The 25,238-nt window shown below is 67.6% G+C and carries 26 protein-coding genes; 12 read left to right on the forward strand and 14 right to left on the reverse strand.

The features are described 5' to 3' along the window. Positions 1 to 19: 19 nt before the first annotated feature. Positions 20 to 1,609, reverse strand: coding sequence for an ArnT family glycosyltransferase (locus tag AB7U46_RS02280; protein ID WP_428335307.1), 1,590 nt, complete (start codon positions 1,607 to 1,609; stop codon positions 20 to 22). After that, a complete protein-coding gene (locus AB7U46_RS02285; RefSeq protein ID WP_428335308.1) occupies positions 1,602 to 2,441 on the reverse strand; it encodes an LOG family protein in 840 nt (279 codons plus the stop codon). The genes AB7U46_RS02280 and AB7U46_RS02285 overlap by 8 nt, the downstream gene beginning before the upstream one ends. Before the next feature lie 74 nt (positions 2,442 to 2,515). On the opposite strand from AB7U46_RS02285, the gene dapD reads away from it, so the two are divergent. The 3 genes from dapD to AB7U46_RS02300 all read left to right on the forward strand — a co-directional run bounded on the left by dapD (position 2,516) and on the right by AB7U46_RS02300 (position 5,054). Then, on the forward strand, positions 2,516 to 3,343 hold the full coding sequence (dapD, locus tag AB7U46_RS02290; protein WP_428335309.1) for a 2,3,4,5-tetrahydropyridine-2,6-dicarboxylate N-succinyltransferase: 828 nt from the start codon (positions 2,516 to 2,518) through the stop codon (positions 3,341 to 3,343). Continuing rightward, a complete protein-coding gene (locus tag AB7U46_RS02295) occupies positions 3,343 to 3,714 on the forward strand; it encodes a hypothetical protein (RefSeq protein WP_428335310.1) in 372 nt (123 codons plus the stop codon). Before dapD ends, AB7U46_RS02295 begins: the two co-directional genes overlap by 1 nt. 80 nt (positions 3,715 to 3,794) lie before the next feature. Continuing rightward, positions 3,795 to 5,054 (forward strand): lytic murein transglycosylase, encoded by a 1,260-nt coding sequence (locus AB7U46_RS02300; protein ID WP_428335311.1) that lies wholly within the window; start codon positions 3,795 to 3,797, stop codon positions 5,052 to 5,054. A gap of 14 nt (positions 5,055 to 5,068) precedes the next feature. Here the strand turns inward: AB7U46_RS02300 and AB7U46_RS02305 are convergent, their stop codons facing one another. After that, the gene (locus AB7U46_RS02305; RefSeq protein ID WP_428335312.1) at positions 5,069 to 5,755 is read right to left on the reverse strand and encodes an NnrU family protein; all 687 of its coding nucleotides are present in this window, start codon (positions 5,753 to 5,755) and stop codon (positions 5,069 to 5,071) included. A gap of 86 nt (positions 5,756 to 5,841) precedes the next feature. On the opposite strand from AB7U46_RS02305, the gene AB7U46_RS02310 reads away from it, so the two are divergent. Next, a complete protein-coding gene (locus AB7U46_RS02310; RefSeq protein WP_428335313.1) occupies positions 5,842 to 6,405 on the forward strand; it encodes a DUF4202 domain-containing protein in 564 nt (187 codons plus the stop codon). On the opposite strand, the gene AB7U46_RS02315 is transcribed toward AB7U46_RS02310, so the two are convergent. From AB7U46_RS02315 to ade, 4 genes are all read right to left on the reverse strand, one after another. Next, positions 6,402 to 7,268 carry a DMT family transporter gene (locus AB7U46_RS02315; RefSeq protein ID WP_428335314.1) on the reverse strand — a complete coding sequence of 289 codons (867 nt, stop codon included), beginning with the start codon at positions 7,266 to 7,268 and terminating at the stop codon, positions 6,402 to 6,404. The two genes, AB7U46_RS02310 and AB7U46_RS02315, sit on opposite strands and share 4 nt — an antisense overlap. Before the next feature lie 92 nt (positions 7,269 to 7,360). After that, positions 7,361 to 7,648: an HU family DNA-binding protein gene (locus tag AB7U46_RS02320; protein WP_428335315.1), complete on the reverse strand. Its 288-nt coding sequence runs from the start codon at positions 7,646 to 7,648 to the stop codon at positions 7,361 to 7,363. Positions 7,649 to 7,778: 130 nt separating this feature from the next. After that, on the reverse strand, positions 7,779 to 9,254 hold the full coding sequence (locus AB7U46_RS02325) for an AMP nucleosidase (RefSeq protein WP_428335316.1): 1,476 nt from the start codon (positions 9,252 to 9,254) through the stop codon (positions 7,779 to 7,781). After that, complete coding sequence (gene ade / locus AB7U46_RS02330) at positions 9,251 to 11,035, reverse strand: adenine deaminase (RefSeq protein WP_428335317.1); 1,785 nt, start codon at positions 11,033 to 11,035, stop codon at positions 9,251 to 9,253. The genes AB7U46_RS02325 and ade overlap by 4 nt, the downstream gene beginning before the upstream one ends. A gap of 93 nt (positions 11,036 to 11,128) precedes the next feature. Between ade and AB7U46_RS02335 the strand changes: the two genes are divergently transcribed. Together AB7U46_RS02335 and AB7U46_RS02340 are read left to right on the forward strand one after the other, a co-directional pair. Next, complete coding sequence (locus tag AB7U46_RS02335) at positions 11,129 to 11,422, forward strand: SelT/SelW/SelH family protein (protein ID WP_428335403.1); 294 nt, start codon at positions 11,129 to 11,131, stop codon at positions 11,420 to 11,422. Next, positions 11,419 to 12,261, forward strand: coding sequence for an SDR family oxidoreductase (locus tag AB7U46_RS02340; RefSeq protein ID WP_428335318.1), 843 nt, complete (start codon positions 11,419 to 11,421; stop codon positions 12,259 to 12,261). Before AB7U46_RS02335 ends, AB7U46_RS02340 begins: the two co-directional genes overlap by 4 nt. Here AB7U46_RS02340 and AB7U46_RS02345 read toward each other — a convergent pair. From AB7U46_RS02345 to AB7U46_RS02370, 6 genes are all read right to left on the reverse strand, one after another. Beyond that, a complete protein-coding gene (locus tag AB7U46_RS02345) occupies positions 12,249 to 13,484 on the reverse strand; it encodes an MFS transporter (protein WP_428335319.1) in 1,236 nt (411 codons plus the stop codon). The two genes, AB7U46_RS02340 and AB7U46_RS02345, sit on opposite strands and share 13 nt — an antisense overlap. A gap of 91 nt (positions 13,485 to 13,575) precedes the next feature. Beyond that, a complete protein-coding gene (locus AB7U46_RS02350) occupies positions 13,576 to 14,745 on the reverse strand; it encodes a TIGR03862 family flavoprotein (RefSeq protein WP_428335320.1) in 1,170 nt (389 codons plus the stop codon). Then, complete coding sequence (gene holA / locus AB7U46_RS02355; RefSeq protein WP_428335321.1) at positions 14,742 to 15,764, reverse strand: DNA polymerase III subunit delta; 1,023 nt, start codon at positions 15,762 to 15,764, stop codon at positions 14,742 to 14,744. Before holA ends, AB7U46_RS02350 begins: the two co-directional genes overlap by 4 nt. Beyond that, positions 15,761 to 16,255, reverse strand: coding sequence for an LPS assembly lipoprotein LptE (lptE, locus tag AB7U46_RS02360; protein ID WP_428335322.1), 495 nt, complete (start codon positions 16,253 to 16,255; stop codon positions 15,761 to 15,763). Before lptE ends, holA begins: the two co-directional genes overlap by 4 nt. Then, positions 16,242 to 18,809 carry a leucine--tRNA ligase gene (leuS, locus tag AB7U46_RS02365; protein ID WP_428335323.1) on the reverse strand — a complete coding sequence of 856 codons (2,568 nt, stop codon included), beginning with the start codon at positions 18,807 to 18,809 and terminating at the stop codon, positions 16,242 to 16,244. Before leuS ends, lptE begins: the two co-directional genes overlap by 14 nt. Positions 18,810 to 18,953: 144 nt before the next feature. Next, positions 18,954 to 19,520 (reverse strand): DUF3576 domain-containing protein, encoded by a 567-nt coding sequence (locus tag AB7U46_RS02370; protein ID WP_428335324.1) that lies wholly within the window; start codon positions 19,518 to 19,520, stop codon positions 18,954 to 18,956. Positions 19,521 to 19,838: 318 nt separating this feature from the next. On the opposite strand from AB7U46_RS02370, the gene AB7U46_RS02375 reads away from it, so the two are divergent. After that, a complete protein-coding gene (locus AB7U46_RS02375) occupies positions 19,839 to 20,864 on the forward strand; it encodes a porin (RefSeq protein WP_428335325.1) in 1,026 nt (341 codons plus the stop codon). 92 nt (positions 20,865 to 20,956) lie between these two features. Then, the gene (locus AB7U46_RS02380; protein ID WP_428335326.1) at positions 20,957 to 21,619 is read left to right on the forward strand and encodes a YggS family pyridoxal phosphate-dependent enzyme; all 663 of its coding nucleotides are present in this window, start codon (positions 20,957 to 20,959) and stop codon (positions 21,617 to 21,619) included. A gap of 23 nt (positions 21,620 to 21,642) precedes the next feature. Here AB7U46_RS02380 and dapB read toward each other — a convergent pair whose 3' ends face one another. Then, positions 21,643 to 22,452, reverse strand: coding sequence for a 4-hydroxy-tetrahydrodipicolinate reductase (dapB, locus tag AB7U46_RS02385; protein WP_428335327.1), 810 nt, complete (start codon positions 22,450 to 22,452; stop codon positions 21,643 to 21,645). 94 nt (positions 22,453 to 22,546) lie between these two features. Between dapB and rbfA the strand changes: the two genes are divergently transcribed. The 4 genes from rbfA to AB7U46_RS02405 are packed head-to-tail and all read left to right on the forward strand — an operon-like array spanning position 22,547 to position 25,183. Further along, positions 22,547 to 22,984 (forward strand): 30S ribosome-binding factor RbfA, encoded by a 438-nt coding sequence (gene rbfA / locus AB7U46_RS02390; protein WP_428335328.1) that lies wholly within the window; start codon positions 22,547 to 22,549, stop codon positions 22,982 to 22,984. Continuing rightward, positions 22,959 to 23,702 carry a phosphodiester glycosidase family protein gene (locus tag AB7U46_RS02395; protein WP_428335329.1) on the forward strand — a complete coding sequence of 248 codons (744 nt, stop codon included), beginning with the start codon at positions 22,959 to 22,961 and terminating at the stop codon, positions 23,700 to 23,702. Before rbfA ends, AB7U46_RS02395 begins: the two co-directional genes overlap by 26 nt. A 48-nt stretch (positions 23,703 to 23,750) precedes the next feature. Continuing rightward, on the forward strand, positions 23,751 to 24,662 hold the full coding sequence (gene truB, locus AB7U46_RS02400; RefSeq protein WP_428335330.1) for a tRNA pseudouridine(55) synthase TruB: 912 nt from the start codon (positions 23,751 to 23,753) through the stop codon (positions 24,660 to 24,662). After that, positions 24,659 to 25,183 (forward strand): DUF1643 domain-containing protein, encoded by a 525-nt coding sequence (locus tag AB7U46_RS02405; RefSeq protein WP_428335331.1) that lies wholly within the window; start codon positions 24,659 to 24,661, stop codon positions 25,181 to 25,183. Before truB ends, AB7U46_RS02405 begins: the two co-directional genes overlap by 4 nt. Positions 25,184 to 25,238: the final 55 nt, after the last annotated feature.

Here is a 25,238-nt window from a genome sequence, read left to right on the forward strand (position 1 = left end):
TATTTGGGCCAGGAAAAGCTCAGGGCGTTTTGGTCGGGGCTTCCCACAGGCACCAGTCGGCGCCGTAGAAGAACACCTTGATCGCCTGCGCCGGATCGAGCGGCACCGCCTTGCATTCGCCCGCGAGCATCCCGCCCGGATGCGCGGCAAGCCAGCCCGCGGCCTGATCCGGTTCGGGCAGATCGACGGGCTGCGTCAGCCGCCCCTCGAAGCCGAATTCCGCATTGTAGCGATCGGTCACCACGGCGATGCCCTGCGCCTCATGCGCGGCGAGCTCATGCGCGATCGGCGCGCTGTCATAGGCGGGCTCGAGCGCGGTGGTGCCGATCAGCCCGGCAAGGCCAAGCACGAGGCCGAGGCCGAGCGTCGCCATCCCCGCCGCACGCGGCAGGCGCAGCGCGGCGAAGGCAAGCAGCAGGCAGAGCGCCGCGAAAGCCGCGACCGGGGGCAGGGGGGCGATCAGCGCGGCGGTCTTCGCATCGCCCCAGAGGCCGAGCGCAACGCCAAGCAGGCCGATGCCGAGGAGCGCGGTGATCAGCGCCACGGGCAGGGCACCGCGCCAGTCGCGGCTCATGTCGCGCGCGTCCCCGATCAGCGCGCGGGCAAAGATCAGCGCCACGGCGGGCAGTTCGGGAATGAGGTAATGGATCTGCTTGCCCGAGATCAGCGAGAAGAGGGCAAGCCCGGCGAGCGCCTGCACCAGCACGAGGCGCAGCGCGCGATCGTCGCGCCGCAGCGTGGCGAAGCCGCGCCAGAGCCCGGGCACGAAGATCCAGGGGAAGAGCACCGCCGGCAGCGTCGCGATCAGCCAGAACCAGGGCCGCGCATGGGCGAAGCTTTGCACGGTGCGGCCCGCGGTCTGCTCCCAGAGGATCATGTGGCGATATTCCGCGCCACCGGTGATCGCCGCGGGGACCACCCAGAGCGCGACGATGGCGAGGGCTACGATCAGCGCGAGGCCGAGGCCACGGGCGATGTCGCGCCCCGCGGGGCGGCGGTTCGGCGCGCTCCAGAGCGGAAAGGCCGCGATCACCGGGCCGAGGTGGAACAGGATCACCGGCCCTTTCGCCAGCACGCCGAATCCCAGCGCGAGGCCGAGGAGCGCCCAGGAGCGGGCGTCGAATCGCGGCGCGCGGAAGGCGTCGAGCAGCGCCCAGATCCCGCCGAGCGTCGCGCAGGCGAGGAGCGTGTCGAACATCGTCGCCCCGCCGTAGATCGCGAAGATCGACATCCCGGCGAGAATGGTGGCGGCCAGCGCGCCGGTCGCGTCATCCCAGAGCCGGCGGCCGAGCGCCCAGGTGCCGAGCAGTGCCCCCACCGCAAAGGCCGGCGCGACGAGGCGCGCGGCGAAACCGGTGACCCCTCCGGTCACGGTCCAGACGAGGTTGATGAGCCAGAACAGCAGCGGCGGCTTGTCGGTATAAAGATCGAAATTCTTCAGCGGCAGGAACCAGCTGCCGCGCAGCCGCATCTCCCAGGCGACATCGACATAGCGCGTCTCGTCGATCGGAACGAGCGGGCGCAGCAGCACCCCCGCCACCGCCACCGCGGCGAAACCGGCGATCAGCGTCAGCGCCAGCTGCCGGCGCGAAATCCCCGTCTCACTCACAGTCGTAATCCCATGCGTCGATGATCGCGAGCGCCTCGGTGGAGGTCTCGACGAAGGAGATCAGTTCGAGATCGGCCGGCGAGATCGTTCCCGCCTCGGCCAGCATCTCCCAGTTCACGACCTTCCTCCAGAACTCCGCGCCGAAGAGGATGAAGGGGATCCGCCGCATCCGCCGCGTCTGGATCAGGGTCAGCGCCTCGAACATCTCGTCGAGCGTGCCGAAGCCGCCCGGAAACACCGTCACCGCCCGCGCCCGCATCAGGAAGTGCATCTTGCGGATCGCGAAATAGTGAAAATTGAAACTGAGGTCCGGCGTTACCCACTGGTTCGGCGCCTGCTCGTGCGGAAGCAGGATGTTGAGGCCGATCGACTGGCCGCCGGCCTCATGCGCGCCACGGTTGCCCGCCTCCATCACGCCGGGGCCGCCGCCGGTGCAGACGACGAAATCGCGCCCGTAATGTTCGAGCGAGCGCGCCGTGACCGCGGCGGCGAACTGGCGCGCCTCCTCGTAGTAATGCGAGAGCTCGGCCAAGGCCGGAGTCTTGGCCGTGTCCTTGCGGTCCGGCGCGGGGATGCGCGCGCCGCCGAACATCACCACCGTGCCCTCGATCCCGCGTTCGTCGAGCACCATCTGCGCCTTGAGCAGTTCGAGCTGCAGCCGCACCGGGCGCAGCTCGGAGCGCATCATGAAATCGTCGTCGGTGAAGGCGAGGCGATAGGCGGGGGCGCGGGTCTGCGGGGTGTCGGGGATGCGGTCGGCGGCCTGTGCGTCCTGGATCGAATCGCGGAAAGTATGGCTGCGCTGGTCGTGGGTCATTTCGGTCCTGCTCATTGCGCCGGCTTGCTCTTCCAACTATAGGCTGGGACCTGCAAAAGCCACCTGAAACCGCGAGACAGGAGCCGGTCATGCCGAACAGCCAACTCGAAGCCGCCATCGAAGTTGCGTGGGAGACCCGCGACACGATCACCCCGCAGACCAAGGGCCCGACCCGCGAGGCGATCCGTGAAACGCTCGATGCGCTCGACAAGGGGAAGATCCGCGTCGCCGAGAAACAGGCCGACGGCAGCTGGCATGTGAACCAGTGGGCGAAGAAGGCCGTTCTGCTCGGCTTCCGCCTGAAGGACATGGAGATCCAGTCGGGCGGGCCGCAGGGCTCGGCCTGGTGGGACAAGGTCGACAGCAAGTTCCGCGGCTGGAGCACCGACGACTGGCGCGATGCCGGCTTCCGTGCGGTGCCGAACTGCGTCGTGCGGCGTTCGGCCTATATCGCGCCGGGCGTGGTGCTGATGCCCTCCTTCGTCAACCTCGGCGCCTATGTCGACGAGGGCACGATGGTCGACACCTGGGCGACGGTCGGCTCCTGCGCGCAGATCGGCAAGCATGTGCACCTTTCGGGCGGCGTCGGCATCGGCGGCGTGCTCGAACCGATGCAGGCCGGCCCGACGATCATCGAGGACAACTGCTTCATCGGTGCGCGTTCGGAAGTGGTCGAGGGTTGCATCGTGCGCGAGGGTTCGGTGCTTGGTATGGGCGTCTTCATCGGCAAGTCGACGAAGATCGTCGATCGCGAGACCGGCGAAGTGATGTATGGCGAAGTGCCGCCCTATTCGGTGGTGGTCGCCGGCTCGATGCCCTCGAAGAACGGGATCAACCTCTACTGCGCGGTGATCGTGAAGCGCGTCGATGAAAAGACCCGCTCGAAGACCTCGATCAACGAGCTGCTGCGCGACTGATGAGCGACACGCCCGAAAAGCCCGTGCCCGAAAAGGCCGCGAAAGAAAAGCGCCCGCAGCAGGTGTTCACCCTGCTCGTCGAGGTTGGCCGTCATGAGAATGACGGCCTGCCGAAGGGTGCGACCGGCGCCGGGCTCCTTTGCTATGCGAGCGGCGTCGACGAGGCCGAGGCGGTGCGCGAGACGGTGGCGATCCTGAAGCAGGCCGATCTCGCCCCGCTCGACGTCACCGGCTACGGCACGCTCGCCGAGCGCGAGAAGCAGGGCCACGAGATCGGCGAGGAGGAGCGCGCGCTGATGAGCCGCGCGCTTGACGAAAACTCGGTGATCGTGGCGCAGATGTCGCCCTTCTACGGTGACGAGAAAGCCTGAGCGGGCTTTCGCCAAGCCGGTTTGCGCCCGGCCCCGGGCCTGCTAGACTGTTGCGAAACGGCAAACAGTCGAGCAGGTCCATGAAACGCGCATTGAAACCCATCGTCATTTCCCTCGTCGCCTTTTCCGCGCTTGCCGCCTGTGGCGGGCCGGCCGGGCACGCGCAGCAACCTGCCGGAGCGCAGATGATCGACGAAATTCCCCCGGTGGATCCGCAGACCCAGGCCGGGTTCGAAAGCTGGCTTGCGACCTTCAAGCCGCGCGCGATGTCCGAAGGCATCAGCGAGACGACCTGGGATCGCGCCACGCGCGGGCTGCGCTACAATCCGAAGGTGATCGAGCGCGACCGCAATCAGGCGGAATTCACGAAGACGATCTGGGATTACCTCGACAGCGCCGTTTCCGACACGCGGATTGCGAACGGGCAGCTGGCGCTGCGTGAACATGCGGCGCTCTTGCGCGAGATCGAGGCGCGCTATGGCGTCGACAAGGAGGTCGTCGTCGCGGTCTGGGGGATGGAGTCGAATTTCGGCAACAACCGGGGCCGCACGCTGATCCTGCCGGCGCTGGCGACGCTCGCCTATGACGGGCGGCGCGGCAGCTTCTTTGCGAGCCAGTTCATCGCCGCGCTGAAGATCATCCAATCGGGCGACACCGATTCGATGCATATGACCGGGTCATGGGCCGGGGCGATGGGGCATACCCAGTTCATCCCGACCTCCTACCTGCTCTACGCCGTCGATTTCACCGGCGATGGCAAGCGCGACATCTGGTCGGACAACCCCGCCGATGCGCTGGCCTCGACCGCCGCCTATCTCGCGCGCTCGGGCTGGTCGAAGGGGCAGCCCTGGGGCGTCGAGGTCACGCTGCCGCAGGGCTTCAACTACGGGCTTGCCGGCAAGAAGGTGAAGAAGTCGCCCTCCGACTGGGCGGCGCTCGGCGTGCGCGCGGCGACGGGTGGCACGGTGCCGAACTATGGCGCCGCCTCGATCCTGCTGCCGGCGGGGGCGCAGGGGCCGGCGATCATGATCTTCGGCAATTTTACCGCGATCTCGCGCTACAACGCCGCCGACAGCTATGTGATCGGCGTCGGCCATCTGAGCGACCGGCTCAAGGGCAAGGGGCCCTTCATCCACCCCTGGCCGCGCGACGGGCGCGCGCTGACCGAGGCGGAGCGGATCGAGGTGCAGAAGCGGCTGACGGCGGCGGGCTACGACACGCAGGGCGCCGACGGCAAGATCGGCCCGAACACGATCGAGGCGGTGATGGCCTGGCAGCGCGCCCATGGCGTCGCGCCCGATGGCTATGTCACCGAGAAACTGCTGAACGCGCTGCGCTGAAGCCGCGCCTGCGGTCACGGGATCGGGGTCACCCCGATCACCGGCGCATGCAGATGCCAGATCGCGGCCCAGGCGAGGACCGCGATGCCGAGGCGCAGGAGCGAGGGGCCGCGCCGTGGCCGCCAGCGCCCGGCAAGCAGCGCGGCGAAGGGGATAAGCCCGGTATGGGCGGCGAGGCGGTCGAATTCCGCCGCGCCGATGTTGCGCCGCAGACGTGCCTCCATCGCCCGCATCCCCGCGAGGGAAAAGGTGAGGAACGTGCCGAAGAGGATCGCATGGGCGAGATCGCCATTCGCGATCAGATGCGCGCCGGACCAGAGCGCGAGCGCCCAGAGGAGCGGCTGCCGGGTGAGGCCCGCGACGCCGGGATGCGCCGGCTCGAAACCCGTGGCACGCCCCTCGAAGGCGAAAGGATTGGGGGCGCCGATGCCGAAGGTGCCCAGCGCGATCGCGACGGGCATCACCAGGTTCACCATCCAGCGCATCCACCCCGCCTGATCCCAGAGCGGCACGAAGGGCGCGCGCCCGGCGGCGAAGATCACCCAGAACAGCAGTGCGGTCGACAGCAGGCCGAAGGCGATGCCATAGCCCCGCCGCCCAAGCGCCGCGATCAGCGCCGCCTTGAGGCGCGGCCGCGAGGGGATCGCATGCGATCCCATGAACACGCCCCCCGCGAGGATGAATTCGAACCAGCCGGTCATGATGCCTCCTTGGTTGCGCTCTTGTGCCATGGAACCCTGCGGCGATCCATGGCACAGTGCCTTGACCTTTCACGGAAAGCCCCGACATGACCACGCCCCTCTCCCGCGTCCTGCGCGCCATCGACGCCGCCAATGCCGCCGATCCGACGATCGAGGAAAGCCAGCCCGCCGCGCTGCTTTACGGCCAGCGGATGTCGGCGGAACTCGCGCGGCTCTTCCCCGACGCCTCCGAGCCGCTGCAGATCGCCGCGCGTGGCCAGCATGTCGAGCGCTGGCTGCTTCCGCGCAGCGATTACCCCGAGGGGCGCGAGGGCTATCTGACCTGGCGCCGCGAGCAGGGGCGGCGCCATGCCGAGCGGGTGATGGGGCTGATGCGGGAGGCGGGTTATGATGACGAGACCATCGCCCATACCGGCGCCATGCTGCGCAAGGAGGGGATCAAGCGCGACGCCGAGACGCAGGCGCTGGAAGATGTGATCTGCTTCACATTCCTGCGCCACTATTTCGCGCCCTTCGCGCCGAGCCAGTCGCCCGAGGCGCTGCTCAAGATCGTGCAGAAGACCGCGCGCAAGATGTCGCCCGAGGGGCGGGCCCGCGCGCTTGCCGATTTCGCGCTGCCCGAGCCCTTCGCCGCGGCTTTCCGCGACTAGGCCTGTTTCGAGAGCTGCACCGCAAGGATGCCCGCCGCGATCACCGCGACGCCGGCAAGATCGAGCATGCCGAGACGTTCTCCCAGCACCAGTGCCGCGATCGCCACGCCGAAGAACGGGTTGAGGAAGTGGAAGGTCGCGGCCTTCACCGCGCCGATCCGGCCGACGAGCTTGAACCAGATCCAGGTCGCCAGCACGCCGGGGATGAGCACGGTATAGGCGAAGGCGCCGATCAGCCGGGGGCTGAAATGGATCGCGGTCCAGTCCTCGGTGAAGGCGGAAACCACGGTCAGCGCCGCGGCGCCGACAAACATCTGCAGCCCCACGATCATCATCACATTGCCGCCCGAGGCGGCGCCGCGCACGGTGAGCGTCGCGATCGAGAGCGCCAGCGCCCCGGCGAAGCACAGCGCCATGCCGACCGGATCGACCCCGCCCGAAAGCCGCGCGCCCATGATGATCGCGACGCCGATCACGCCGGCGATCAGACCGGCGAGGCCCAGCGGCCGCACCCGGTCGCGAAACACCGCCCAGCCGAGGAAGGCGACCATCAGCGGCATCGTCGAGGCGATGATCGAGGCGACCGAGGCCTGCACCCATTGCATCGCGACGAAATTCAACCCGAGGTAGAGAGCATTCTGGCACAGGCCGAAGATCAGCGTGGCGCGCCATTGCGCGCGGTTGAGCCGGAAATTCTGGCCCAGCGCCAGCGCGATGCCGACCCCGATCACCCCGGAAAACAGGAAGCGCAGCGACAGCGCCATCAGCGGCGGCGCCTCCGCCACGATCATCCGCGCCGAGGTGAAGGCCGAAGACCACATCAGGGCAAAAGCCAGCCCCATGCCGATTGCACGCAGATCCATCACACCCTTTCCCGGCCAAAGAAAAGGCCGCCCTGCCGTTCGCAGGGCGACCCTATCGGATGCAACGCTGCCCGCAAGGGGCGGCGTGCCTATCAGACGTTCACGCTGTCCTTCAGCGCCTTGGCGACGGTGACCTTCACCTGCTTGTCGGCCGGTTTGGGCATCTGCTCGCCGGTGGCGGGGTTGCGGACCATGCGCTCCGGGCGCGCCTTGCACGAGACCTTGCCGATGCCCGGCAGCGTCACGGCGCCACCCGCGGCGACTTCCTTGGTCACGACGGCGGCAATCGCGTCGAGCGCGGCCGAAGCGGTCTTCTTGTCCGAGCCCATCTCTTCCGCGAGCGCTGCCACGAGCTGGGTCTTGGTCATCGGTTTCGACATTGTCATTCCTCTCAATCGCCCCTTTTCGGGGTCGGTCCGATCCGCTTCACACGGTTTGTGCGCCCTGTAACACACGGTTTTTTTCAGACTGGCAAGAGTTTTTCGCCAGCCAAAGCGGTTTTAAGCCGGTTCAGAGGAAGGCGGTCTCCTCGAAGCTGCGCAGCTTGCGGCTATGGATGCGCTCGAGCGGCATCGCGCTCAGCTTTTCCATCGCCAGCACGCCGATGCGCAGATGGTTCGCGACCTGGGTGCGGTAGAATTCCGTCGCCATGCCGGGCAGCTTCAGCTCGCCATGCAGCGGCTTGTCGGAAACGCAAAGAAGCGTGCCGTAGGGCACCCGGAAGCGGAAGCCATTGGCCGCGATCGTGGCGCTTTCCATATCGAGCGCGACGGCGCGCGACTGGCTCAGCCGCTTCACCGGGCCGGACTGATCGCGCAACTCCCAGTTGCGGTTGTCGATCGTCGCCACGGTGCCGGTGCGCATGATCCGCTTGAGCTCGTATCCCTCGAGCCGGGTGACCTCGGCCACCGCCTCCTGCAGCGCGACCTGCACCTCGGCCAGCGCCGGGATCGGCACCCAGATCGGCAGATCGTCGTCGAGCACGTGATCCTCGCGCAGATAGGCATGGGCGAGGACGAAATCGCCCAAGGATTGCGAATTGCGCAGCCCGGCGCAGTGACCCACCATCAGCCAGGTGTGCGGGCGCAGCACGGCGATATGGTCGGTCGCCGTCTTCGCGTTCGAGGGGCCGACGCCGATATTGACCAGCGTCACCCCGTTCCCGTCGGCGCGCTTGAGGTGATAGGTCGGCATCTGCGGCAGCTTCGAAAGCGGCGGGATCACGCCGTCCGCCGCGGTGATCTCGGCATTGCCCGGCGCGACGAAGCTCTCGTAGCCCGAGGCGGGATCGGCCAGTTTCTCGCGCGCGACCTTCTCGAACTCGTCGACATAGAACTGGTAATTCGTGAAGAGAACGTGGTTCTGGAAATGCTCGGCCTGGGTCGCGGTGTAATGGCTCAGCCGTGCGAGCGAATAGTCGACGCGCTGCGCGGTGAAGGGGGCCAGATGCCCCGAGCCATCCGGGTTCAGCCCGGCGAGCCCGTTGACGATATCGTCGTTCATCGTGGCCAGATCCGGCACGTCGAAGACGTCGCGCAGCGAGAAGGCGAGCACCCCCTCCTGCGGCACGGTCACGTCGGGATGGGCGGCGACCGCGAAATGCACCGGGATCGGTGTCGCGGAGGGGCCGATCGTCACCGGCACGCCATGGTTGCGGATCAAAAGGCCGATCTGCTGCGTGAGGTAGTTGCGGAAAAGATCAGGCCGCGTGATCGTGGCGACATAGGTGCCCGGCAACGGCACATGGCCGAAGCTCAGCCGGCTGTCGGCCTTGAGATGCGAGGTCACGGTGATCCGCACCTCCGGGTAGAAGGCGCGAAACCGCGCCATCGCCCGGCCCGAGGCCAGCACCTCATTGAACTTCGTCAGCAGGAAGCCGGTCGCCTCGGCATAAAGCTCCTCGAGCCGGGCGACGGCGGCGGCGGCATCGGTGAAAAGCTCGGGCGCGGAAGGATGCGGCGTGAGGATCGTCAAAGGGTCGTTCATTCAAAAAGATCCGTGATTTCGAATTTCGTCACATCGACAAGGCCGAGATCGGAGATCCGGATCTCGGGGATCACGACGAGGGCGAGCAGCGAATGCTGCATATAGGCGTTGTTGAGGGTGCAGCCGCACTCCGCCATCGCTTCGACCATGCGGCTGGCGCGCGCGGCGACCTCGGCGGCGGGGTCATTCGACATCAGCCCCGCGATCGGCAGCGGCACGCAGGCGATTTCCGCCCCGTCCTTCCAGACGGTGATGCCGCCGCCAAGCTCCCCCAGGCGATTGGCGACCGCCGCCATGCTTTCGCGGTCGGTGCCGACGACGATCATGTGGTGGCTGTCATGCGCGACGGTGGAGCCGATCGCCATTTTGCCCTTGTAACCGAAGCCCGAGACGAAGCCGTTCACCACGCCGCCCGTCGCGCGATGGCGCTCGACCAGCGCGATCTGCGCGATGTCCTTGCCCTCGTCGGGCTGGGCGAGGCCATCGACCACGTCGAGCTCGGCGATCAGCGCCTTCGTCGGCGCCTGGTTCTCGACGACGCCGATCACCTTCGCGGTGACGGTATTCGCCCCCTCCGGCGCGGCGATCGCGAAATCCGCCGCGGTGAGGCGCTTGCCGAGGTTCACGGTCTTCCGCGCCGCCTCGGGCCAGTCGTAATGCGGGCAGTCGGCGAGAAGCGTGCCGCCCTCCGCCACCACCTTGCCCCGCGCGATCACCACCTCGACCGGCAACGTCGTCAGATCGGAGGTCAGGATCAGATCGGCGCGCCGCCCGGGCGCGATCGAACCGAGCTCGCGCTCAAGCCCGAAATGCGTCGCCGTGTTCACCGTGCACATCTGCAGCGCAATGAGCGGGTCGCAGCCGCAGGCCACCGCATGGCGGTAGACGCGGTTCATATGCCCCTCGTTCACCAGCGTGCCGGAGTGGCAATCATCGGTGCAGAGGATGAAATTCCGTGGATCGAGACCCCTTTCGGTCACCGCGGTGATCTGCGTCTCGACGTCATACCACGCCGAGCCCAGCCGCATCATCGAGCGCATGCCATTGCGCACCCGCGCGATCGCATCCTCCTCGCGCGTGCCCTCGTGATCGTCGGCGGGCCCGCCGGCGAGATAGGCGCGGAAGGGCGCGCCCTTGTCCGGGCTCGCGTAATGGCCGCCGACCGTCTTGCCGGCGGCTTGCGTCGCCGCGATCTCGGCGAGCATCTTCGGATCGCCGTTGATCACGCCCGGGAAGTTCATCATCTCGCCGAGCCCGATGATCCCCGGCCAGGTCATCGCCTCGGCCACATCCTCGGCCGAGATCTCGTAGCCCGTGGTCTCCAGCCCCGGCGCCGAGGGGGCGCAGCTCGGCATCTGGGTGAAGATGTTGACGGGCTGCATCAATGCCTCGTCGTGCATCATCCGCACGCCGGCAAGGCCAAGGACATTGGCGATTTCGTGCGGGTCGGTGAACATCGTCGTGGTGCCATGCGGAATGACCGCGGCGGCGAATTCCGCGGGCGTGAGCATGCCGCTTTCGATATGCATATGTCCGTCGATCAGGCCCGGGATCATGTAGCGCCCCGCCGCCTCGATCACCTGCGTTTCGGGGCCGATCGCACCGCTCAGATCCGGCGCGATGGCGGCGAAACGCCCTTCGGCCACGGCGACGTCGTAGCCCTCGAGCACCTCGCGCGACTGCACGTTGACCCATTTGCCCTGCCGGATCACCAGATCGGCCGGCGCCCGGCCCGCAGCGACGGCGATCAGACGCGGCGCGGCCTCGGGCCATGATTTCATTCTGTTCTGCTGTTCCATGGCTCAGGGTGCCACCGGCTTGCCCGCGCTGCAAGTGATGTTGTGGTGACAGGGGGGGCGCGCTACATCTTGCGTATGGAACAGGCGCAAAAACCCCGCATCACGATCACCTATTGCACCGGCTGCAACTGGTTGCTGCGCGCCGGCTGGATGGCGCAGGAGCTGTTGCAGACCTTTGGCGAGAGCCTTGGCGAGGTGGCGCTGATCCCGGGTTATGGCGGCGTTTATGAGGTGCGGGTGAACGGGGAACTCGTCTGGGAGCGCAAGCGCGACGGCGGTTTCCCCGAGGCGAAGGAGCTCAAGGCCCGCATCCGCGACATCATCGAGCCGGGTCGCGACCTCGGCCATATCGACCGGAGCGGCGCATGAAGGTTTTGCTGTCGATCGGCCACGGCTATTCCGCGCAGGCCCTCGCGCAGCTGCTCCTGCCCGAGGGCTGGCAGATCATCGCGACGACGCGCGATGCCGCGCAGGCGAGGACACTGGAAAAGACCGGGGTCGAGGCGTTGGTCTGGCCGGGCGCCGATCTGCCCTTCGGTCGCGCGACGCATCTTCTGACCTCGGTCGCGCCCGATGCTTCGGGCGATCCGGTGCTGAACGCGCTGGGCACTCGGATCGCCGAGGCCGCGCCGCATCTCGACTGGGTCGGCTATCTTTCCACCGTGGGCGTCTATGGCGATCACGGTGGCGGCTGGGTCGATGAGGACACGCCGCTCACCCCGGCGACGAGGCGCGGCGCGATGCGTGTCTCCGCCGAGCAGGCCTGGCAGGCGATCCCCGGGCTGCGCCTCCACATCTTCCGCCTCGCCGGGATCTACGGCCCCGGGCGCGGCCCGTTCGAAAAGGTCCGCGAGGGCAGCGCGCGGCGCATCCTCAAGCCCGGGCAGGTGTTCTCCCGCATCCATGTCGAGGATATCGCGCAGGTGCTTGCCGCCTCGATCGCGCAGCCGAATCCGGGGCGCATCTACAATGTCTGCGACGACGATCCCGCCCCGCCGGAGGACGTGCTGAGCCATGCCGCGGCGCTGCTCGGCCTGCCCGAGCCGCCCGGCGTGCCCTTCGACGAAGCCGATCTGAGCCCGATGGCGCGCAGCTTCTACGCCGAGAACAAGCGGGTGCGGAACGACCGCATCAAGCGCGAACTGGGCGTGACGCTGCGCTACCCCGATTACCGCGCGGGGCTCGCCGCGCTGCTTCAGGCCGGCTGAGCCTGCATCGGGCGCTCGCGCACCGGCAGATGCACGAGCGCCGAGAAGGCGCCGACGCCCACGCCGACCCACCAGACCATCGTGTAATTGCCGTAGATGTCGTAAAGCTTGCCCCCCAGCCAGACGCCGAGGAAGGCGCCGAGCTGATGGCTGAGGAAGACAAATCCGTAAAGCGTGCCCATGTAGCGCAGCCCGTAGATATAGGCGACGAGCCCCGAGGTCAGCGGCACCGTGGCAAGCCAGAGCGCCCCCATCACCAGCGAGAAGATCAGGACGGAGGCGGGCGTCATCGGCACCAGGATGAACACCGCCGCGGCGATGGTGCGCGCGACATAGATCCCGGCGAGGAGATATTTCTTGCTCCAGCGCTTGCCCGCCCAGCCGGCGTAGATCGTGCCGACGATATTCGCGAGCCCGATGAGCGAGATCGCCGCGGCGCCAAGCGCCGATTGCGTCTGGATCCCGAGGCCGGCGAGCATCGAGCCGGGCGGCACTGCGCCGCACATCTCCGTCACCATCGCCGGGAAATGCGCGGTGATGAAGGCAAGCTGATAGCCACAGGAGAAAAAGCCGAGGAAAATCAGCGTGTAGGAGGGATCTCGGAAGGCTCGCAGCAGCACCGTGCCCATGCTTTCCTCAAGCTCGGCACGGCTGGCGCGCGGTTCGCTGCGCAGCATCGGCAGGGCGAGAAGGCTCACCACGATCACCGCGGCGAAGAGGATGAACACCGTCGGCCAGGCGAAATGGCCCAAGAGCACCTGCGCCACGGGCGCGCCGAAGACCTGGCCTGCCGACCCCGCGGCGGTGGCGATGCCAAGCGCGAGCGAGCGGTTCTCGTCCGAGGTGGCGCGGCCGACCACGGCGAGGATCACGCCGAAGCCTGTGCCGGCGATGCCGAAACCGACGAAAATCTCGAGCAGGTCGTGCTGCCAAGGCTGGGTCGCGAAGGCCGAGAACACGAGGCCCGCCGCATACATCACCGCCCCCACGACGATCGCGCGGCGGTCGCCGAAACGCTCGGCCAGCGCGCCGAAGATCGGCTGCCCGATGCCCCAGGCGAGGTTCTGGATCGCGATCGCGAGGCTGAATTCCGAACGTGGCCAGTGGAACTCCGCCGCGATCGGGATCTGGAACACGCCGAAGGAGGCGCGCACGGCGAAGCTCAGCATCAGGATGATCGCACCACCGACGAGGACGGGGGTGATGAGGCGGTTCTGGGTCATCGGTCTCTCCCCGCGCCTCTCCCGGGCGCGAGCGGCCAGTTCGCCACGGCGCGCGGGTGCCGTCAACGGGGCGATTGTGCGGGGAACAAGATCAGCGGGCGAGCCGCGCCGCCGCCGCGCGCCCGGCGGTGAGACCGCTCGCGAAACAGCCGGTGAGCAGATAGCCCCCGGTCGGCGCCTCCCAGTCGAGCATCTCGCCCGCGGCAAAGACGCCGGGTAGGGCGCGCAGCTCGAGCTCTTGCGTCAGCGCCGCGGCGGTGATGCCGCCGGCCGACGAGATCGCCTCGGCCAGCGGGCGCGGTCCGCCATGGCGCACCGGCAGCGCCTTGAGCCGCCTGGCCAGGGCATGCGGATCGGCGGGCAGGGGGCGGCCCCATTCCATCGCAAGCGCAAGTTTCACCGGGTCGAGCCGCAGCGCCTTGCGCAGCCGGTTCGCGGCGCTTTCCTTCGCGCCCGCTTTCGCCAGCCGATGCGCCAGCGCCTCTAGGTCGAGACCGGGCGCGAGGTCGAGCGCGAGCGGCGCCCCCTCGCGCAGATCGGCGGCGATCGCATAGATGCCGCCGCCTTCGATCCCGCGCGCGGAAATCACGAATTCCCCGCGCGAGATGCGATCCCCGGCGATCAGCGCACAGCCCTTCACCGGCTGGCCGAGATGCGGGGTCATATGCGCCGACCAGTCGATCAGAAAGCCCATGTTCGCGGGGCGGAACGGGGCGATCTCGACGCCGCGCGCGGCAAGCCAGGGCACCCAGGCCGCATCGGAGCCAAGCCGCGGCCAGCTTGCGCCGCCCAGCGCCAGAACGGTGACCTCGGGCGTGATCGCGACCGGCCCGCCGGGCGTGTCGAAGGCGAAGGCCTCGCCCGAAAACCCCGTCCAGCGCCAGCGCGTGCGAATCTCGACGCCCAGATCGGCGAGGCGCCGCACCCAGGCGCGCAGCATCGGCGAGGCCTTCATCTCGACCGGAAACACCCGGCCGGTCGAGCCGGTGAAGAGCTCGACGCCGAGGCCGCGGGCGAAGGCGATCATCTCCTCGGGGCCGAAGGCCTCGACCGAGGGGCGCAGCAGCTCGCCGCGATAGGCATCCAGGAAACGCTCGCGCGGCTCGTCCTTCGTCAGGTTCAGCCCGGATTTGCCGGCCATCAGGAACTTGCGCGCAAGCGTCGGTTTCGCCTCGCAAAGCGTGACGGCATGGCCCGCGCGTGCGAGCGCCTCGGCCGCCATCAGCCCCGCCGGGCCGCCACCGATCACCAATGCGGTCATCGCGGTGCCATCATCGCAAGCCGCATCAGCACCCGCTCGATCACCGCCATCTGCGGCGCTTTCGAGGCCGAGCGCAGCGTCAGATCCGCCTCGATCAGCGCCTTCAGCGCCTCCTCCAGCCGATACATCCCCCAGCCCGAGGCCTGCCGCTGCATCGCATCGCGCCGCGGCCCGAAGACCGGCGGGCGCATCCGCGTCAGCCCGTTCGCCGGCCCGCCCGGGTCGGAAGCCGCGAAATGCAGCGCGCGGAAATGGCGCAGCGCCATGATCGCGAGCGTCACCGGCAGCACGCCCTGCCCCTCGAGCCGCCGCATCGTGGGGCCAAGCTCGCGCGCGCGCCCCTCGGCCACGATCGCGAGCACGTCGTCGACCTCCGCCTCGATCGTCGAGGGGGCGCAGGCGGCGACCTCGGCGGGGGTGAGGGGTGCCGTGTCCTGATACTTGTAAAGCCCGATCTTCTCGACCGTTTGGCGGAAATCGCCGGGGTCGAGCGCACGCGAAAGGGCCATCAGATCGGTCATCGCCTCGGGCGCGATGTCGCGCAGACCGGCGCGGCGGAGGATATCCTCGATCTCCTCGCGGCTGGGCGGATCGTCATAGATCCCAATGGCATAGGCGTTGGAATGCCCCTCGAACAGCTTGCGCAGCGCCGATTTCGCGGTGAGCGATCCGGCGGTGACGACGATCTGCGCATCGCCCTCGCGCCAGTCCTCCAGTGCGGATTTAATCGTCGGCGCCAGCGTGTCGGTGGCGTCCTCGACGAAGGCGACGCGGGGGCCGGGGAAGAAGCCCACGGCCTTCACCGCGTCAAGCAGCGCCGCGCCATCCTTGCGCAGATCGCCGGCGGGGATCCGGGTGAGACGCATCTCCTCCTCGCCCTGCGGCCCGATCAACGCGGCGATCACCTCCTGCCGGCGCAGCGCCACGCGCATCGCATCGGCACCGAAGATCAGAAGGCCCGTGCGCCCCGCCTCGGGCTTGCCGAAATAGCGGCTCGCCGCAGCGCCCGAGAGCTTCATTGCGGCAGGGTGCTCGCCTGCGCGAGCAGTCGCGTGACGATCTGATCGGCGAGCATCCGCATCAGGCGGCGATGCGCGTCTTCCTCGGCCGCGGCGGAGGCGACGACGGTGCCGGTCGCCGACCAGGAGGTGAAGGAGCTCACCTTGCCGGCGAGCAGCACCGCATCGGAGCCGATCCCGTAAAGCGTGTAATCGACCGAACCGGTCAGCGAATAGCGCGTGGTGGCGCCCTGCGGCGTGATCGCCTGGCCGAGCTGGTCGGTGGTGACGGTATAGGCGAGGCGATAGCGCGGCGCCTGCACCGGGCCGATGCGGGCGGACAATTGTTGGGTCAGCGCGAAATCGTCGCGCGTCTTCGGGGCGTCGGGCTGCACGGAGCCCAAGAGCTTCGCGCCGCCCCCCGCCGGCCCGTAGGCCGGGGTGAAGCCACAGCCGGCAAGGGCCACGGCCCCCGCCAGCGCGATGAAGTTACGACGGTCAGATGACCACATTGACGATCCGCCCCGGCACGACGATGAGCTTTTTCGGTGCGGCGCCGTTCAGCGCCTTGACCACAGCTTCCTCCGCCAGGACGATCTTTTCAACCTCTGCCGCGGGCATGTCCTTCGGCACGGTCACTTCGCCACGCCGCTTGCCGTTGATCTGAATGGGCAGCGTGACCTCGTCCTCGGCCAGAAGCGCGGGGTCGGCCTTCGGCCAGGGCGCCTTGACGACGAATCCCTCTCCGCCGAGCACGGCCCAGATGTCCTCGGCCAGATGCGGCACCATCGGCCCCATCAGCTGCGCCATCAGCTTCATCGCGTCACGTTTCGCGGCGTTCGAGGCGTCCGATTTCGAAAGCGTGTTGGTGAGGCCATAGATCGCCGCCACCGCCTTGTTGAAGGCGAAGCCGTCGATCGAGCGGGTGATCTCGTCGATCGCCTTGTGCACGGCCTTCATCAGGGCCGTATCCTCGGCCCCGCCCGTGCCACCGGCACCCTCGGCGATCTCCTCGGCGATGCGCCAGACGCGGGCGAGGAATTTCGCCGTCGCCTCGGCGCCCGCCGCCGTCCATTCCACGTCGCGTTCGGGCGGGCTGTCCGACATCACGAAGAAGCGCGCGGTATCGGCGCCGAAATCGCGGATGATGTTCATCGGATCGACGACGTTCTTCTTCGATTTCGACATCTTGGCCGAGGGGATGATCTCGAGCTTTTCGCCCGTCGCCTTCAGCGTCGCGCTCTCGCGGTCGACCTCCTCGGGGAGGTGATAGACCGGGCGGCCATTGGTGTCGGTCGTCTTGTAGATCTCATGCGTGACCATGCCCTGGGTGAAGAGCGCGTCGAAAGGTTCGATCGCCTTCGCGGGGAGGTGGCCGGTCTTGTGCATCGCGCGGGCGAAGAAACGCGAATAGAGCAGGTGCAGAATCGCATGCTCGATGCCGCCGATGTACTGATCGACGTTCATCCAGTATTCGGCCTCTTCCGGGACCGTGGGCGTGGTCGCATGGGGCGCGGTGAAGCGCGCGTAATACCAGGACGAATCGACGAACGTGTCCATCGTGTCGGTCTCGCGCCGCGCAGGCGCCCCGCAGCTCGGGCAGGTGCAGTCGCGCCAGGTCGGGTGACGGTCGAGCGGATTGCCCGGCTTGTCGAAGGTGACGTCGTCGGGCAGGCGGACGGGAAGGTTTTCCTTGCGCTCGGGCACCACGCCGCAGGCGGCGCAATGCACCACCGGAATCGGGCAGCCCCAGTAGCGCTGGCGGCTCAGCCCCCAGTCGCGCAGCCGGTATTTGGTGACGCCCTCACCGAAGCCCTGCGCCTCGGCAAAGGCGATGGCGGCGGCGACGCCCTCCTCGCCGGTTTGCACCTCTTCCCCGGCGAAGCCGCGGATATAGCGCACCTTTTCCGATTTCAGCGGAACGAATTCCGCGCTCGGCGGCAGGTCGGCGGCGGCGGTCTCATCCGTCACCGGGCGGAACACCGAATGGATCGGCAGTTCGTATTTCGTCGCGAATTCGAAGTCGCGCGCATCATGCGCCGGGCAGCCGAAGATCGCGCCGGTGCCGTAATCCATCAGGATGAAATTCGCGATCCAGACGGGCAGTTCCCAGGCCGGGTCGAGCGGATGGCGCACGCGGATGCCGGTGTCGCGGCCCAGTTTCTCTCCGGTCTCGATCGCCTCCTCGGTGGTGCCGCCCTTGCGGCATTCGGCGATGAAGGCGGCCATCTCCGGGTCATTCGCCTCGAGCGCCTTGGCCAGCGGATGGTCGGGCGAGATGCCGACGAAGCTTGCGCCCATCAGCGTGTCGGGGCGCGTGGTGTAGCATTCGATCTGCGGGAAGCCCTGGGGTGCGTTCACCGTGTCGAAGCGGAACTGCAGGCCCTGCGACTTGCCGATCCAGTTCGCCTGCATCAGCCGCACCTTCTCGGGCCAGTCCTTCAGCCCGTCGAGTGCGGCAAGCAGCTCACCCGCGTAATCGGAGATCTTGAAGAACCACTGCGTGAGTTCCTTGCGCTCGACCGGCGCGCCCGAGCGCCAGCCGCAGCCGTCGATCACCTGCTCATTCGCGAGCACGGTCATGTCGACCGGATCCCAGTTCACCACCGCATTCTTGCGATAGACGAGCCCGGCCTCGAGCATGTCGATGAACATCGCCTGCTGCTGGCCGTAATATTCCGGGTCGCAGGTGGCGAATTCGCGGCTCCAGTCGATCGACAGGCCCAGCGGCTTCATCTGCCCGCGCATGTCGGCGATATTACCGTAGGTCCAGTCCTTCGGATGGCCGCCGCGCTCGATCGCCGCGTTTTCCGCGGGCATGCCGAAGGCGTCCCAGCCCATCGGATGCAGCACCGAAAAGCCACAGCTCATCTTGTAGCGCGCCACGACGTCGCCCATCGTGTAGTTGCGCACATGGCCCATGTGGATGCGCCCCGAGGGGTAGGGGAACATCTCGAGCACATAATATTTCGGCTTGGCCGGATCGCGTTTGGCGGCAAAGACCTGCGCCTCGTTCCAGGCGTCTTGCCATTTCGTCTCGGTCTGGCTCGGCTCGTAGCGCGACATCTCGGCCCCTCGTGCGGAAATCTGACGCGCCCTGCTACACCGGCGCTGCCCCGGAGGTCCAGAGATCAGCGTCCAAAGTGACGAAATATCCCCGCCGGAGGCTGGCTCGGGCGGGGATTTCGCATCGTTTCGGAAGGGGGCGGCTCAGAGACCCGAATCGCGGATCCGCAGCTGCCGTGCCCGGGTCAGGATCGCATCCTCGACCGCGCGCACCGTGTCGGGCGAGACGCTGCCGCCGCGGCTCTCGAGCGAGACCTTGAGCGAGCGCGCGTCGAGCGCCGGATCGGTGATGTGGATCGTCGCCTTGTAGGCGCGCCCACCGCCGGGCGGGGTGCCGTAACCGGTGACGATCAGGCCCGAGAACGGGTCAACCGACTGGATCGGCAAGAAATCGAGCACTTCGAGCGAGGCGTTCCAGAGATACTTGTTCACCTCGACGGTGATATTCGGATCGTCCTTGTTCGAGAACAGGTCCCAGACCGACGATTGCTTCTTCGCCGCGGGATTGTTGGCATCCATGATGCTCTGGTTGTAGCCGCTCAGATGCGACTGCGCCGCCGCATTCGGGTAGGGCTTGCCGTTCGCATCGGTCTGCGCGACCTGCCGGGACGAGCCGCCGAACAGCTTGCCGCTCGAGATCCCGCCGCAGCCCGCCAGGGCAAGGCTCAGGCCAAGGGCCGATGCCACGCGAAGAATGTGACTGGACTTCATTCGTTGACTGCCCCCGCAGGCTCCAAGCTTCGGTTCAAAATTGTCTCTAGCGGATGGCCTGCGCAGCGACAAGGTTTTTCCCCATGCCGTGCGTCTGCGGGCTGCGGCGACACGGAAACAGCAGATTGCGCGCGTGAGCGCCCGCGAAAGGATGGCGGGCGCCTTTCGGCACTGTGGCAAGACTGCACCAGGCGCCATGCCTTTGCCTGATACCCGGTCGTTTTCATTGCATTGCGAGGTCTGCGGAGGGAAAAAGCCTCCATACCCAACTCGGATTCCCCTGAGTTGGGGGTCCTTTTGAGAAAATGAGGGAAAACGATGAAAAAGGTTCTCTTCGCGACGACCGCCCTGGTCCTCTCGGCTGGCTTCGCCTCCGCTGAAGTGTCGCTCTCGGGCGACGGCCGTATGGGCGTTGTCTACAACGGTGATGACTGGAACTTCTCGAGCCGCGCTCGTGTGACGTTCACGCTTTCGGGTCAGACCGATGGCGGCCTCGAGTTCGGCGGTTCGTTCCGTGCCGACCAGGCTGGTGACTCGGTCTCGAACAACGGCGCTGCCTACGGTTCCGAGGGCTCGGTCTACATCTCGGGCGCCTTCGGCAAGATCGAAATGGGCGACACCGTTTCGGCTCCGGAAGCCCTGTTCGGCGACCTGCCGGAAGTCGGCTACGAAGATCTGACCGCTGGTGAAGGCGATTACGTTGGCTTCGCTGGCCTGAACGGCCAGGGCCTGCTCGAAAACGACATCCCCTACCTGACCGGCGACTCGGGCGCCACCACCGGCCCGAACAACCCGCTTCTGCTGTACACCTACTCGGCCGGCGCCTTCTCGGTTGCCGCGTCGCTGTCGGACGGCAAGTGGGCGATGGGTGACAACGCCTACAGCGCGACGGTTGACGACGCGCAGGAATACGCGATCGCTGCCGCCTACACCTTCCAGAACTACACCGTTGGTCTGGGCTACGAAGTTGTTGATCTGCCGACGGGTACGACCCTCTTCGGTGACGACAAGCTGTCGCAGGTTGAACTGGCTGGTGTTGCCAACTTCGGGAATACCTCGGTCAAGGCCTATTACGCGGCTGGCGACGACGGCAACCCGGTTGACCAGGCCTATGGCCTCGGCGTGTCGTCGGTCTTCGGCGCGACCACCGTTATGGGTTACGTCCAGAAGGTCGAGTTCACTGACGCTGCGACCACTGCGCTCGGCCTCGACGGCGCGACCTGGTGGGGCCTCGGTGCTTCCTACGATCTGGGCGGCGGCGCCTCGGTTGCCGGCGGCATCTCGGACTCGGATCTGGACGGCTCGAACGTCACCGCCGACCTCGGCGTGAAGTTCAAGTTCTGATTTTTCAGAGCATGACTTGGAAAGAGCGGGCCTTGTGCCCGCTCTTTTCTTTTGTGCCTTCGCGTGATCTTTTGCCGGCGATGGAGGATGCGATGGGACTTGATGAAATCACCCGGCGTGTGGCCGCGGCCGAATCTGCGGCGGGGCGTGCCCCCGGTTCCGTGCAGCTGATCGCGGTGTCGAAGGTGCAGCCGGCCGAGCGGGTCGAGGCGGTGCTGCGCGCGGGCCACCGGCTGTTCGGCGAGAATTACGTGCAGGAGGCGGCTGGCAAATGGCCCGCCTGGCGCGCGGATTTCCCCGGTGTCGCGGTGCATATGATCGGCCCCTTGCAGACGAACAAGGCGAAACTCGCCGTCGAGCTGTTCGAGGCGATCCATACGCTCGATCGCCCCTCGCTCGCGACGAAGCTCGCAAGCCTCGCGCAGGCGCGCGGGGCAAGCCCCGATCTCTTCGTGCAGGTGAATACCGGGGAGGAGCCGCAGAAGGCGGGCGTGCTGCCTGCCGATCTCGACGCATTCGTCGCCGAGGCGCGGCGGATGGATCTGCCGGTGATCGGGCTGATGTGCATTCCGCCCGAGGGCGAGGATGCCGCGCCGCATTTCGCGATGCTGGCCGAGATGGCCGCGCGCAACGGGTTGGTTTCGCTCTCGATGGGGATGAGCGCCGATTTCGAGGCGGCGATCGCCGCGGGGGCGACTCATGTGCGCGTCGGCTCTGCGATCTTCGGCGCGCGGGATTATGCGGTGCGCGGCTAGGCCCCGCGCCGCGGCCCGGGCGGTTACAGCCCGAGCACGTCGATCATGTCATATTGCCCGGGTTTCTGGTCGAGCCCCCAGAGCGCGGCCTTGAGCGCGCCGCGCGCGAAGATCGCGCGATCGGTCGCGACATGGCGCAGCACGATCCGCTCGCCCATGCCGGCAAAGATCACGTCATGCTCGCCCACGATGTCGCCGCCGCGGATCGAGGAAAACCCGATCGCGCCGTGCTTGCGCGCGCCGGTGATGCCGTCACGCCCCGACTCGCGGTTTTCCGAAAGGGAGATGCCACGCCCCTCGGCCGCGGCCTCGCCCAGCATCAGCGCCGTGCCCGAGGGGGCATCGACCTTGCGGTTGTGATGCGCCTCGACGATCTCGACATCCCAGTCGGCATCAAGCGCCTGCGCGACCTTTTTCGTGAGCAGCGTGAGCAGGTTGACACCAAGGCTCATGTTCCCCGCGCGGATCTGCACCGAATGCCGCGAGGCCGGTTCGAGCGCGGCGATCTCTTCGGCCTCAAACCCGGTGGTGCCGATCACATGCACCGCCCGCGCCTGTGCCGCGAGCTTGGCAAAACCGAGCGTCGCGACCGGCGCGGTGAAGTCGATCACCGCCTGCGAGACGGCGAAGGCCTCGAGCGGATCGGCGGTGACGATCACCCCCATCGGCGCGCCGCCCAGCGCCTCGCCCAGATCGCGGCCGATCCAGTCATGGCCTGCACGCTCGACCGCGCCGGCGATCCGCGCCTTGCCCGAGGCGGCGACGGTCTGCACCAGCATCCGCCCCATCCGCCCCGAAACCCCGGTGATCGTGATACCCGGCAAGTCGCTCATCTTTCGCTCCTCTGTTTGGGCGCCTTTTAGCCCGCGCGGGGCCTCTTGGCAAAGCCCCGTTGCCTGCATCCGCGCAAAGCACTATGTGCGGGGTATGGCAAAGAACCGCTTCTCCTCGGGCGATGGCCCCTCGCAACGGCAGCTCCGCGTGGGCGAGCTCATCCGGCGCACGCTTTCGGATGTGCTCATCCGTGGCGAGGTGCATGACCCCGATCTCAACAAGATCTCGATCACGGTGGGCGAGGTGCGCCCCTCGCCCGATCTCAAGGTCGCGACCGTCTATGTCGCGCCGCTCGGCGGCACGCTCGGCGGGGAGACGGCCGAGGCGATGCTGGCCGCGCTGCGCCGCCATACGGGCGAGCTGCGCCACCACGTCGCCAAGGCGATGACGCTGAAATATGCGCCCGACCTGCGGTTCCGGCTCGACGAGACCTTCGACCGGCTCGACGAGACGCGGCGGATGTTCTCGGACGAGACGGTGCAACGCGACATCGCACCTCACGACGATGAAGACGAAGACGATCTGGAATAGCCTCTTCGCGGCGCTCGCGCTGATCGTGCCGCGCGTCGCGCTGGCCGAAGACCCCTGCCGCACCACCGATTTCGAGGGCGTGCCCTTTACCGTCTGCGAGGCCAAGGCGGGGGAGGATCTGCGGCTCTGGCTCAAGGATCCCACCGGGGCGCTGATCGGCACGCCGGAGCGGTTGCAGGCGCAGATCGCGCAGGGCGAGCGGCTGGTCTTCGCGATGAATGCCGGCATGTATGCGCCCGACCGCCACCCGGTCGGGCTTTATGTCGAGAACGGCAGCGAGATCCGCCCGCTGGTCACCGCCGAGGGGCCGGGGAATTTCGGCCTCACACCGAATGGCGTCTTTTGCGTCGCCGACACCTTCCGTGTGATCGAGACCCACGCCTTCGCCGCCGAGCGCCCCACCTGCCGCTTCGCCACGCAATCGGGGCCGATGCTGGTGATCGACGGCGCGCTGCATCCGAAGTTCCTGCCCGACAGCGACAGCACCAATATCCGCAACGGTGTCGGCGTCTCCGCCGATGGGCTTACCGCCTGGTTCGTGATCTCCGACAGGCCGGTCACCTTCCACCGTTTCGCACGCTTCTTCCGCGACGAACTCGGCGCGCCGAACGCGCTTTATCTCGACGGCTCGATCTCGCGGCTGATCGTGCCGGGTGAGGGGCGCGCCGATCTCGGCCTGCCGATGGGGCCGATCGTCGGCCTCGTCGCGCATGATTGACCCGCAGGCCCCGTCGCGCTAGCAGGCGGGCCTTCGAAGGAGAACGACATGGCACGCAAGAAGGGTCGCGACATTTCCGGCTGGATCGTCGTCGACAAGCCGGCGGGGGTGACCTCGACCGGGGTCGTGGGCAAGGTCCGCTGGGCGCTCGACGCGAAGAAGGCGGGCCATGCCGGCACGCTCGACCCCGCCGCGACCGGGGTTCTGGCGGTGGCCTTGGGCGAGGCGACGAAAACCGTGCCCTATATCACCGATGCGCTGAAATGCTATCGGTTCCAGGTGCGTTTCGGCGCCGCGACGACGACCGACGACGCCGAGGGCGACGTGATCGAGACCTCGGCCCTGCGTCCCTCGGATGAGGAGATCGAGGCGGCGCTCGGTGCCTTTCGCGGCAATATCCAGCAGGTGCCGCCGCAGTTTTCCGCGGTGAAGGTCGATGGCGAGCGCGCCTATGACCTCGCGCGCGAGGGCGAGACGCTCGACCTCGCCGCGCGCCCGCTCTGGGTCGAGAAGCTGGAGATGGTGGCGCGCCCCGACGCGGACACGGTCGAGCTCGAGATGGTCTGCGGCAAGGGCGGTTACGTCCGCTCGATCGCGCGCGATCTTGGGCGCGCGCTTGGTTGCCTCGGTCATGTGCTCTGGCTGCGCCGGCTCTGGTCCGGCCCGTTTCATGCCGCCGAGGGGATCAGCCTCGAGGATCTCGACGCGCTCGCCCGCCGGCCGGAACTCGAGGAGAAACTCTTCCCGCTCGAACTCGGCCTCGCCGATCTGCCCGAGGTGCGCGCGACGGCCGAGGGCGCGGTGCGGCTTGGCCACGGCAATCCGGGGCAGGTGCTGACCTCCGGCATCGACTTCGGCACCGAGGTCTGGGTCAGTCACGAGGGGCGCGCGATCGCGGTCGGCCGCTACATGGGCGGCGAGGTGCATCCCGACCGCGTCTTCAACCGGGGTGAGCCGTGATCACCAGAACCCATGTGAAGGGTGATGCCCCCTCGGTCGCCGTCTATTCCGATTGCGAGCGCTATCGCTACCTGCTGACCCGGGTCTGGGACGAGACGCGCCCGCGCGCGCTTTTCGTGATGCTCAACCCCTCGACCGCGACCGAGGTGCAGAACGATCCGACCGTCGAGCGCTGCGAGCGGCGGGCGCGGACGCTTGGCTTCGGCGCCTTTCGGGTGACCAATATCTTCGCCTGGCGCGCCACCGATCCGAAGGAGATGCAGGCGCAGCCCGACCCTGTCGGCCCCGGGAATGACGAGGCGATTCGCGACAGTCTCGACTGGGCTTCGGGCCCGGAGGACCGGATCATCTGCGCCTGGGGGGCGCATGGTAAACATCTCGACCGGGGGGCGGCGGTGGAGCGGCTGCTTCGCCAGAGCGGGCGCGAGCTCCACAATCTGGGGTTGACGAAGGCCGGAGCCCCGAAACATCCGCTTTACATCGGCTACGATCGCCAGCCGGAGCTCTGGGAGACCCTCTGAGTCCCGGGCGCGGGGTGTTAACCATTTGTGCGGAAAATTGGCGCAGCGGCTGGAA

This window comes from Paenirhodobacter sp., assembly GCF_050177655.1.
GTDB lineage: Bacteria > Pseudomonadota > Alphaproteobacteria > Rhodobacterales > Rhodobacteraceae > Rhodobacter.